Source organism: Nocardioides sp. (genome assembly GCF_035697785.1).
Classification (GTDB): domain Bacteria; phylum Actinomycetota; class Actinomycetes; order Propionibacteriales; family Nocardioidaceae; genus Nocardioides_B.
The window spans coordinates 1-11,251 of record NZ_DASSCL010000061.1 but is presented as its reverse complement, the minus strand read 5'-3'; the positions used below and the strand labels follow the sequence as shown (position 1 = coordinate 11,251).

The 11,251-nt window shown below is 68.5% G+C and carries 9 protein-coding genes; all 9 read left to right on the top strand.

Annotation, left to right across the window (positions count from 1 at the left end; translation table 11 throughout):
• Nucleotides 1-580, top strand: a 580-nt coding sequence (locus VFH10_RS06150; RefSeq protein ID WP_325127001.1) for an MCE family protein, incomplete at its 5' end; no start/stop codon positions are given.
• The gene (locus tag VFH10_RS06145) at nt 577-1,611 is read left to right on the top strand and encodes an MlaD family protein (RefSeq protein WP_325127000.1); all 1,035 of its coding nucleotides are present in this window, start codon (nt 577-579) and stop codon (nt 1,609-1,611) included. The genes VFH10_RS06150 and VFH10_RS06145, both read left to right, overlap by 4 nt.
• A complete protein-coding gene (locus tag VFH10_RS06140) occupies nt 1,608-2,618 on the top strand; it encodes an MCE family protein (protein WP_325126998.1) in 1,011 nt (336 codons plus the stop codon). Before VFH10_RS06145 ends, VFH10_RS06140 begins: the two co-directional genes overlap by 4 nt.
• Before the next feature lies 1 nt (nt 2,619).
• Nucleotides 2,620-3,786: an MCE family protein gene (locus VFH10_RS06135; protein WP_325126996.1), complete on the top strand. Its 1,167-nt coding sequence runs from the start codon at nt 2,620-2,622 to the stop codon at nt 3,784-3,786.
• Nucleotides 3,783-5,255 carry an MCE family protein gene (locus VFH10_RS06130; protein WP_325126994.1) on the top strand — a complete coding sequence of 491 codons (1,473 nt, stop codon included), beginning with the start codon at nt 3,783-3,785 and terminating at the stop codon, nt 5,253-5,255. The genes VFH10_RS06135 and VFH10_RS06130 overlap by 4 nt, the downstream gene beginning before the upstream one ends.
• Nucleotides 5,252-6,541, top strand: a complete 1,290-nt coding sequence (locus VFH10_RS06125) for an MlaD family protein (protein WP_325126992.1) — start codon at nt 5,252-5,254, stop codon at nt 6,539-6,541. Before VFH10_RS06130 ends, VFH10_RS06125 begins: the two co-directional genes overlap by 4 nt.
• Nucleotides 6,542-6,600: 59 nt before the next feature.
• On the top strand, nt 6,601-7,155 hold the full coding sequence (locus VFH10_RS06120) for a hypothetical protein (RefSeq protein ID WP_325126990.1): 555 nt from the start codon (nt 6,601-6,603) through the stop codon (nt 7,153-7,155).
• A 20-nt stretch (nt 7,156-7,175) separates the two neighbouring features.
• The gene (locus tag VFH10_RS06115) at nt 7,176-7,913 is read left to right on the top strand and encodes a hypothetical protein (protein WP_325126988.1); all 738 of its coding nucleotides are present in this window, start codon (nt 7,176-7,178) and stop codon (nt 7,911-7,913) included.
• 378 nt (nt 7,914-8,291) lie between these two features.
• A partial coding sequence (gene rpoB / locus VFH10_RS06110) for a DNA-directed RNA polymerase subunit beta (RefSeq protein ID WP_325126986.1) occupies nt 8,292-11,251 on the top strand: 2,960 nt, incomplete at its 3' end.

Below are 11,251 nucleotides of genomic sequence, written 5' to 3'. Positions count from 1 at the left end.
GTTCTCCGACGTGACCGGGTTCGCCGAGACCAGCCGGGACTTCCTGGAGCAGAACGGCGACAACATCATCCGGCTCAGCGAGCAGGGTGCCGCGCAGCTGCCGATGTTCGAGAAGTACGCCCCCGAGTACCCCTGCCTGCTCCGGTCGATGGTGGACTGGACGCCGCGGATGGAGAGTGCCTACCGAGGCTTCGGTCTGCACATCAACCTGGAGACGATCCCGCGTCAGCCGCGCGGCTACGGCGCCGGCGATGCACCCTCGTACGCCGACAAGCGCGGACCGATGAGCGAGGCCGAGTGCCAGGCGGCGCAGGGCTACGGCCAGGCGAACCTGCCCGGCACCCGCTACGCGCCGGATCTCCAGACCGGCGTCGACGCTCCGGTCAACAAGCGGGTCGCCCCGCTCGGCGCCTCCGCCCCCGTCGACGTCACCTCCGGTTACGCCGGCACCCGGTCCGAGCGCTCGGTCGTCAACTCCTTCGCCGCACCCGTCATGGGAGTCGCCTCCGATGAAGTGCCCGACGTGGCCAGCCTGCTGCTCGGCCCCCTCACCCGCGGAACGGAGGTGACCGTGCGATGAAGCTGCTCGACAAGCGCACCACGGCAGACGCGACCAAGCTGCTGATCTTCATCGTGGTGACCACGATCGCCACCGGCCTGCTGGTCGTCACCATCGGCAACCTCAGCTTCACCGACAGCAAGGAATACAAAGCGGTCTTCAGCGACGCCACCGGTGTGACCAACGGTGACGACATCAGGGTCGCCGGCGTCAAGGTCGGCAACGTCGAGGACGTCGAGATCATCGACCGCACCAACGCCTTGGTGACCTTCAAGGTCGAGAGCACCCACCAGCTCACCGACAGCACCGAGGCGAACATCCGCTACCGCAACCTCGTCGGCCAGCGCTACATCGCGCTCACCCGCGGCGTGGGCAACGGCTCCACGATGCAGGAGGGCGAGACCATCCCGATGGCGCGCACCGCCCCGGCGCTCGACCTGACCGTCCTCTTCAACGGCTTCAAGCCGCTCTTCGAGGCGCTGTCGCCTTCCGACGTCAACAAGCTCGCCTACGAGATCATCACCGTCTTCCAGGGCGAGGGCGGCACCCTGGAGAGCCTGCTCGCGCACACCGCCTCGGTCACGACCACCCTGGCCAACCGCGACCAGCTGATCGGCGACCTCATCGACAACCTCAACGAGGTGCTGGTGACGCTCGGCAACCGCGACGACGAGCTGTCCGACCTGCTGGTCAAGCTGCGCCAGTTCGTCGGGGGGCTCTCCCAGGACCGCGAGGCGATCCTCGGGTCGCTCGACTCCGTGTCCGCCCTGTCGGTGGAGACCTCCGACCTGGTCACCGGGATCCGGCCGGGCCTGACCCGCGACGTCAAGGAGCTGCGCAAGGTCGCCGGCAACCTCGACGCCGGGAAGGCCGAGATCGACCGCGCCCTGCAGGTGCTCCCGATCAAGCTCGAGAAGGTCGGACGGACCGCGATCTACGGCTCCTGGTTCAACTTCTACCTCTGCAACTTCGACGGCCGGGTGAAGCTGCCCGCTGGGGTCACCCTCCCCGTCGACTTCAAGACCGGGGGAGCGAGGTGTGACCTCGGATGACCATCCCCTTCCGCGAACGGAACCCCGTCATCATCGGGGCCGTCAGCCTGGCCGTGATCGCCGCCCTGGTGATGGCCGCGTTCCGCGCCGAGGACCTGCCGCTGATCGGCGGCGGCGACACCTACTACGCCGCGTTCAGCGAGGCGGGCGGCCTCAAGCCCAATGACGAGGTCCGTGTCGCCGGCGTCCGCGTCGGCAAGGTCAAGACCGTCGAGCTGGCCGGTGACCACGTCCGCGTCGAGTTCCTGGTCGACCGTGGCGTCGACTTCGGGTCCCAGACCGGTGCCGCGATCAAGGTGAAGACCCTGCTCGGTGCCATGTACCTCTCCCTGCAGCCCGACGGCGGCGGCCAGCTCGCCGAGGAGGCGGAGATCCCGATGGCGCGCACCTCGTCGCCGTACGACGTCGTGGACGCCTTCTCGGGGCTGGCCCAGCGCTCGGAGCGCATCGACACCGACCAGCTCGCGGAGTCGCTGAACACGGTCGCCGAGCTCACCGAGAACACCCCGGAGGAGTTCCAGGCCGCGCTGCGCGGCGTCTCGGAGCTCTCCGTGAACATCGCCGCGCGCGACGAGCAGCTCAACACGCTGCTCGGCAACCTGCGCAAGGTCTCAGGTGTGCTCGGCGACCGCCGGCAGGACCTGATCGCCCTGATGGAGGACGGCGACCGGCTGTTCCGGGCGCTGGTCGCCCGCCGGCAGGCGGTCAGCGACCTGCTCGACTCGACCAGCCAGCTGTCGGTCCAGCTGACCGGCCTGGTCCGCGACACCCGCGCCGACCTCAAGCCAGCGCTCGACCACCTCGACAGCGTCGTCGACGTGCTGAACAAGAACCAGGAGAACCTCGACAACAGCCTGCGGCTGATGGCGCCGTTCTACCGCGTGTTCGCCAGCACGCTCGGCAACGGCCCCTGGTTCGACACCTACATCCAGAACCTCCCGCCGGTGCCCAACCTGCTGGAGGGCGGGGGCCTGCAGGTCCCGCTGGCCGGACGAGGGGGGCGCTGACATGGCAGCCGTGTCCGCACGCACCGGGGTCACCCGGGTGCTGTCCGTCATCGCCGTGCTCGCCGTCGTCGCGGCGTTCGGGCTCGCCCTGCTGCAACGAGGCGAGGAGCAGAAGACGCTGACAGCGTCGTTCCCGCGCACCGTCTCGCTCTACGAGGGCTCCGACGTCCGCATCCTCGGCGTGCCGGTGGGCAAGGTCGAGACGGTCACCCCGACCGGCACCGACGTCACGGTGACGATGACGTACGACGCGAAGTACAAGGTGCCCGCCGACGCCCAGGCCGTCATCATCACCCCCGCCATCGTCGGCGACCGGTTCGTCCAGCTCACTCCCGTCTACAGGGGCGGCGCCGTGCTCGCCGACGGCGAGAAGCTCAGCACCGAGAGCACCTCCACCCCACTCGAGCTCGACGAGATCTACCAGAGCATCGACGACCTGACGGTCGCCCTCGGTCCCGACGGCGCCAACAGCAAGGGTGCGCTCACCAACCTGCTCGACTCCACGGCCACCAACTTCGCCGGTCAGGGCGAGCAGTTCCACCGGACCATCGAGAACCTCGGCAAGTTCACCGGCACGCTGGAGAACAACAAGGAGGAGCTGTTCGGTACCGCGCGCGAGATGCAGCGCTTCGTGCGCGCGCTGGCCCGCAACGACCAGACGGTTCGCGACTTCAACGACTCCCTGGTCGGCGCCTCCGACCTGCTCGAGGACGAGCGGGAAGACCTGGCCGCCGCGCTGAAGAACCTGGGCGTGGCCATGCAGGAGGTGTCCTCCTTCGTGAAGGAGAACAAGGACTCGCTGTCGGAGAACATCAAGGGCCTCAACCAGGTCTCGAAGATCCTGGTCAAGCAGCGAGCCGCCCTCGACGAGACCCTCGGCACCGCGCCGTTGGCGCTGTCCAACCTCTTCCACACCTACAACCCCAAGACCGGCACGCTCGACACCCGGACCAACCTCGGCGAGAACGTCGCGGACCTGCAGAACGACCCGGCGCTGGTGCTCTGCTCGATGCTGGCGCAGACGCCCACCCCCAAGGAGGCGTGCAACCTGCTCCAGCAGGCGCTGCCGCGCACCGGTGCGCTGTCGTCCTCGAGACGGTCGCACGAGGTCCAGCACGTCGAGCACGTCGACCGGTCGTTGGCCGGGATCGTGGAGGTGGACCAGTGAGCGCCAGGACGACCCTGCGGGCGAGGCTCACGCGGGCCGCGGCCCTGGTCGCCGTCGGCGCGCTGACGCTGACCGGCTGTGACTTCTCGGTGTACAGCCTGCCGCTGCCCGGCGGAGCCGACCTCGGGGACGACCCCTACGAGGTGACGGTGCAGTTCAACGACGTCCTCGACCTGGTGCCGCAGTCGGCGGTCAAGGTCGACGACGTGACCGTCGGGCGGGTGGACGAGATCGAGCTCGATGGCTACGTCGCCGAGGTGACCGTTCTGCTCCGCGACGACGTGAAGCTGCCCGACAACGCGGTCGCGCACATCCGCCAGACCAGCCTCCTCGGCGAGAAGTTCGTGTCCCTGGCGCCGCCTCCTTCCGGTGCGAGCTCGTCGCGCCTGGGTGACGGGGACCGGATCCCGCTGGAGCGCAGCGGCCGCAACCCCGAGGTCGAGGAAGTGCTCGGCGCGATGTCGCTGCTGCTGAACGGCGGCGGCGTCGCCCAGCTCAAGACGATCTCGACCGAGCTCAACAAGGCGCTCGAAGGACGCGAGACGAACGTCCGCTCGGTGCTCGACCAGCTCGACACGTTCATGAGCCAGATCGACGACAACAAGGACGCCATCGTGCAGGCGCTCGACAGCCTCAACCGGCTGTCGATCTCCCTGAACGAGCAGAAGCCGGCGATCACCCGGGCGCTCGACGAGATGCCCGAGGCGCTCGCCTCCATCGACCGGCAGCGCAACGACCTGGTCAAGATGCTGCGGGCGCTGACCGAGCTCAGCTCCGTCGGCACCCAGGTGATCCGGGACTCCAAGACTGCGACGATTCAGAGCCTGGAGTCGCTCGCGCCGACACTCACCAAGCTGGCCGAGGCCGGCGACGCGCTGCCGAAGTCGTTGCAGGTGTTCTTGACCTACCCGTTCGTCGACGCGGTGGTGGGCAAGAACCCGGCCCAGGCCCGCAACCTGCACATGGGCGACTACACCAATCTCTCGATCCAGCTCGACCTGGACCTCTCCGGGGAGGACGGGATCCCGACGATCCCCGGCCTGCCCGACGTCTGCGCGAACACTCCGCTCGACCCGGTGTGCGACTCCCTGCCCGACCCCAACGAGACGCTGTCCGACCTGCAGAAGTGCCTGCAGAGCGGCGACCTCACCAGCGCCGCCTGCCGCAAGGTGATCACCGACGCCAACCTGCTGGAGCGACTGCAGCGTCAGTGCGAGCTGAAGGAAAACGCCGACAACCCGGTGTGCGCGCTGTTCCGGGCGCCGGACCCGCAGAACCCGCTGCCGCCACTGCCTCCCCTGCCCCAGGTCCCGGGCGTGCCTCTGCCGTCCGCGCTGCCGACCCTGCCCGGACTCGGCCGTGCGCCGTACGGCGTGCCCGGCACCGGGCGGACCCAGACGCAGACGTCCGACCAGCGCTACGACAACGAGCTGGCACCCCTGCTCGTGTGGGGAATGGTGGAACGATGATCACCAGACGTACGAAGGTCCAGCTGATGATCTTCGCGCTGATCACCATGGTCGGCGTGGCCTACGTCGGCGCCCGCTACGCGCGGCTCGACCGGCTGTTCTTCGACGACTCCTACCGGGTGGCGGCCCACTTCGCGGAGTCGGGCGGCATCTTCGAGGGCGCGCAGGTCTCCTACCGCGGCGTCGCCGTCGGGCGGGTCGGGGAGCTCGAGCTCACCGACGGAGGTGTCGACGTGATGCTCGACATCGACGACGACTCCAAGAGGATCCCCGCCGAGACCCGGGCCGTGGTGGCCAACCGGTCGGCCGTGGGTGAGCAGTACGTCGACCTCCAGCCCCAGACGGCGGACGGCCCCTACCTCGCGGACGGCGCTGACATCCCGCGGTCGATGACCGAGACCCCGATCGCCACCACCAAGCTCCTCGTCGATCTCGACAGGACGGTCAACTCGGTCAACAAGCAGAGCCTCAAGACCGTGGTCGGGGAGCTCGGCAGGGCCTTCCAGGGCACGGGTGAGGACCTCGGCCAGATCATCGACACGTCGAACTCCTTCATCCGCACCGCCAACGACAACTTCGAGCTGACCACCGACCTGCTCGAGGACGGCAACGTCGTCCTCACCACCCAGCTCGACAAGGCCTCGGCGATCCGCAGCTTCGCCTCCGACCTGTCCAAGGTCTCCGACACGCTGGTGTCGTCGGACCGCGACCTGCGCCGCGTGATCGAGAACGGCAGCGCGACCGCGACCCAGCTGCGCACGTTCCTCGAGGAGAACCGCGTCGACCTGGGCGAGCTGATCAACAACCTGGTCACGACGGGGGAGATCACCGGCAAGCACATCGACGGCACCGAGATGATCCTGGTCGTCTACCCCTACGTGGTGGCCGGCGGCTACACCGTCGTCGACAAGGACCCGCGGTCCGGGCTGTACGACGCCCACTTCGGCCTGATCCTGACCCAGGAGCCGCACGTGTGCACCGCCGGCTACGAAGGCACCGACAAGCGGTCCCCCCAGGACGGCTCCAACCGGCCCATGAACGAAGCCGCCCGCTGCACCGAGCCGCAGTCGCAGTCCAACGCGCGAGGTGGCCAGCACGCCCCCGGGCGGGCCGGTACGGCGTACCGCCCTCCTGTGCTGGGTACGTACGATCGGGGGTCGGGGAACGTGAGCTACACCGACCGGAGCCCCAGTGACGGAGTCACCTACACCGGTGGAGCGGCGTCGATGTTCGGGGAGGAGTCCTGGAAGTGGCTCCTGCTCCAGCCGCTCTCGGGTGAGCGGTGACCGCCCTCGTCGGGGGACGACCACCAGCCGCACCGAGAGACCAGGAATCACCTGACCACATGACTGACGACCAGACGCACGAGCCTGCCCCGGCGGGCGCCCGCACGTCACGGATGAGCCCCCGGCTCAGCCGGGGGATCGCGGCCGTGCTGGCGACCCTCGTCGTGCTCGCGCTCGTCGCCGTCGCCGTACAGCTGTTGGTCCTGCGCCCCCGGTTCGAGGAGGCACAGGCCGAGGAGGCGGCTCGCGCCGAGGTGGCCCAGGCGGCCGAGCAGTTCGCCGTCGAGGTGAACAACTACGACAGCGAGTCGATCGACGACTACCAGGCCGGCGTGCGACAGCTGCTGACCACCAAGTTCGCCGGCGAGTTCGAGAAGGCGATGGGCGACATCGTGAGGTCCGTCAACGAGGCCCAGATGACGTCCGACGGCGAGGTGCTCACCTCGGCGGTCGCGAGTGTCGACCCGGACTCCGCCGAGGTGCTGGTGGTCGCCGATGCCAACGTGAAGACGGTCCTCGACTCCCAGCCACGCGCCCGGCACTTCCGGTGGGAGGTCTCGCTGGTCAAGGTCGACGGAACGTGGCTGGTCGACAACTTCACCCCGGTGACCTGAGAGACGGAAGCGACGACGACATGAGCACCCCGAACTCCCCGACCGGGCCGCCCAGCCGGCGCCGCCGGATAGCCGGTGAGCGCAAGGGCACCCGCCCCACGCCGGGCGTGACCGCCGGCGACGAGCCGACGCCGCCCGCAGTGGGCACCGCGCCTGCCGCGGATCGCCGCGACCACGCGACCCCACCCCCGACTCCTCCACCCCCGGCGGACGAGCCCGGCCCCGACGCCCCCGGCCCTCGGGCCCGGGCGGTGCCGACCGTGGTGCTGGCCGCCCTGGCCGTTGCTGCCGTGGTGCTGGTCGCCTTCGCCGCGTCCGGCTTCGGTCTCGACGGTGTCGGCGTCCAGTCCTGGCAGAGCGTGGACGAGCAGTCCGAGGTCGAGTCCGCCGAGCGGGCCGCCCCGTCCGCCGCGGAACGGGCGGCCGCCGCGATCCTGTCCTACAGCCACGAGTCGCTGGAGACCGACCGGGACACCGCGGCCCGGTTCATGACCGAGGACTACCGCGAGGAGTACCTCGACACCTTCGGCCTGGTCCTGGAGAACGCCCCCGAGGTGAAGGCGGTCGTCAAGGCCGAGGTGAAGGCGTCCGGGGTGGTGCACGCCGACGACGACCGGGTGAACGTGCTGCTTTTCGTGAACCAGACCACCACCAGCACCGCCAACCAGGGCGAGCCGCAGCTGGCCCTGAACCGGGTGATGCTGACCATGGAGGAAGAGGACGGCACCTGGCTGGTGGACGACATCACGTCTTACTGACGCCACCAGGGACAACTCTCAAGCCGGTCGGTGCCGAGGGGTCAGTTGGTCAGGTGCGCCTGCGGCGTGTCGGTGCCCAACTGACCCCTCGGCCGACGTCGTCCCGCGCTTTCGACGTGCACGGGGCACTCCCGATCGACTGCCCGGTGCGGTTTGTGCACTTCCTGGCTGTTCGGCGGAGGTGCTTGACTCGGGCCTTCTGGGCGTTCATGCTTTCCGTGCGGAACGGGCGCAGCGCTCAGTTGTGCCCTGAGGGCGTCTCGGCTAAGATCGATCTTTGCGCCTGCCCTCAAATGCTTCCAGCCTGCCCGGTGAGCTGGTCTGTGGTTGGTCGGCGCCATCTGAAGATGAGCCCGCGAGCCCTCGGAAGGACCCCTCTTGGCCGCCTCGCGCAGCACCAAGCAGCACACTGATTTGAGCCCCCACCGCATCTCCTTCGCCAAGATCTCGGAACCACTCGAAGTTCCGAAGCTCCTCGACCTCCAGACCACCAGCTTCGACTGGCTGGTCGGCAACGACGCCTGGCAGGGCGTCGTCCAGTCCCGGGTCGACGCCGGCGAGGACGTCTCCATGAAGTCCGGCCTCGAGGAGATCTTCGAGGAGATCTCCCCGATCGAGGACTTCTCCGGGACCATGTCCCTCTCGTTCGAGAACCCGGTGTTCTACGACCCCAAGAACACCGTCGACGAGTGCAAGGAGAAGGACTTCACCTACTCCGCCCCGCTCTACGTCTCCGCCGAGTTCACCAACAACGAGACCGGTGAGATCAAGGGCCAGACCGTGTTCATGGGCGACTTCCCGCTCATGACCAACAAGGGCACGTTCGTGATCAACGGCACCGAGCGTGTCGTGGTCTCGCAGCTCGTCCGGTCGCCCGGCGTGTACTTCGAGCGCAACGCGGACAAGACGTCCGACAAGGACATCTACACCGCCAAGATCATCCCGTCGCGCGGCGCGTGGCTGGAGTTCGAGATCGACAAGCGCGACATGGTCGGCGTCCGTCTCGACCGCAAGCGCAAGCAGAACGTCACGGTGCTGCTCAAGGCGCTCGGCTGGACCGAGGAGCAGATCCGCGAGGAGTTCGGCGAGTACGAGTCGATGATGCTCACCCTGGAGAAGGACCACACGTCCGGCCAGGACGACGCGCTCCTCGACATCTACCGCAAGCTCCGTCCGGGCGAGCCGCCGACGCGCGAGGCCGCGCAGACGCTGCTGGACAACTACTACTTCAACGGCAAGCGCTACGACCTCGCCAAGGTCGGTCGCTACAAGATCAACAAGAAGCTCGGCGCCCAGGAGGCGTTCGACCAGCAGACACTGACGATCGACGACATCGTCTCGACGATCAAGTTCATCGTGGCCCTGCACGACGGCAAGACCGAGATGGAGATGCCCGCCGGCACCATCGAGGTGCACGCCGACGACATCGACCACTTCGGCAACCGGCGCATGCGCACGGTCGGCGAGCTGATCCAGAACCAGCTCCGCACCGGCCTGGCCCGCATGGAGCGGGTGGTCCGCGAGCGGATGACGACCCAGGACGTCGAGGCGATCACGCCGCAGTCGCTGATCAACATCCGCCCGGTCGTGGCGGCGCTGAAGGAGTTCTTCGGCACCTCGCAGCTGTCGCAGTTCATGGACCAGACCAACCCGATCGCCGGTCTGACCCACAAGCGCCGGCTCTCGGCCCTCGGCCCCGGTGGTCTCTCCCGTGACCGCGCGGGCTTCGAGGTCCGTGACGTGCACACCTCGCACTACGGCCGCATGTGCCCGATCGAGACCCCCGAGGGTCCGAACATCGGTCTGATCGGCTCGCTCGCGACGTTCGGGCGGATCAACCCGTTCGGGTTCGTCGAGACGCCGTACCGCAAGGTGGAGAAGGGCAAGGTCACCGACAAGGTCGACTACCTCACCGCCGACGAGGAGGACCGCTTCGTCATCGCGCAGGCCAACGCCGCGCTCGACGACAAGGGCAAGTTCGCCGAGGAGCGGGTGCTCGTGCGCCAGCGCCACGGTGAGGTCGACGTCGTCCCCGCCGAAGAGGTGGACTACATGGACGTCTCGCCGCGCCAGATGGTGTCGGTCGCGACGGCCCTGATCCCGTTCCTCGAGCACGACGACGCCAACCGCGCGCTGATGGGCTCCAACATGCAGCGCCAGGCGGTGCCGCTGATCCGCAGCAGCGCCCCGCTCGTCGGCACCGGCATGGAGTTCCGTGCCGCCGTCGACGCCGGTGACGTCGTCACGGCCGAGGTGGCCGGCGTGGTCACCGAGGTGTCCGCCGACGCCGTCGAGGTCATGCAGGACGACGGCACCCACCGCACCTACCGGATGCAGAAGTTCAGCCGCTCCAACCAGGGCACCTGCATCAACCAGCGTCCGCTGGTCACGGAGGGGCAGCGCCTCGAGGTCGGCAGCCCGATCGCCGACGGACCGTGCACCGACGAGGGCGAGATGGCGCTCGGCACGAACCTCCTGGTGGCGTTCATGCCGTGGCAGGGCCACAACTACGAGGACGCGATCATCCTGTCGCAGCGCCTCGTGCAGCAGGACGTCCTCACCTCGATCCACATCGAGGAGCACGAGGTCGACGCCCGTGACACCAAGCTGGGTCCGGAGGAGATCACCCGCGACATCCCCAACGTCAGCGAGGAGATGCTCGCCGACCTCGACGAGCGCGGCATCATCCGGATCGGCGCGGAGGTCACCACCGGTGACATCCTCGTCGGCAAGGTGACCCCCAAGGGTGAGACCGAGCTGACCCCCGAGGAGCGGCTGCTCCGTGCGATCTTCGGCGAGAAGGCGCGCGAGGTGCGCGACACCTCGATGAAGGTGCCGCACGGCGAGTCCGGCACGGTCATCGGTGTCCGCGTGTTCGACCGCGAGGACGGCGACGAGCTGCCCCCGGGCGTCAACCAGCTGGTCCGCGTGTACGTCGCCCAGAAGCGCAAGATCTCCGTGGGTGACAAGCTCGCCGGCCGTCACGGCAACAAGGGCGTCATCTCGAAGATCCTGCCGGTCGAGGACATGCCGTTCCTCGAGGACGGCACTCCGGTTGACGTGGTGCTCAACCCGCTCGGCGTCCCGGGCCGGATGAACATCGGTCAGATCCTCGAGATCCACCTCGGTTGGCTGGCCAAGTCCGGCTGGGAGGTCGAGGGCAACGACGAGGACTGGAAGAAGCGCCTCATCGCCATCCACGCCGAGTCCGCGGCGGCCGACACCAACGTCGCCACCCCGGTCTTCGACGGCGCCAAGGAAGACGAGATCGTCGGCCTGCTCGGGTCCGCCCTGCCCAACCGCGACGGGGTCCGCCTCGTCGGGGAGAACGGCAAGGC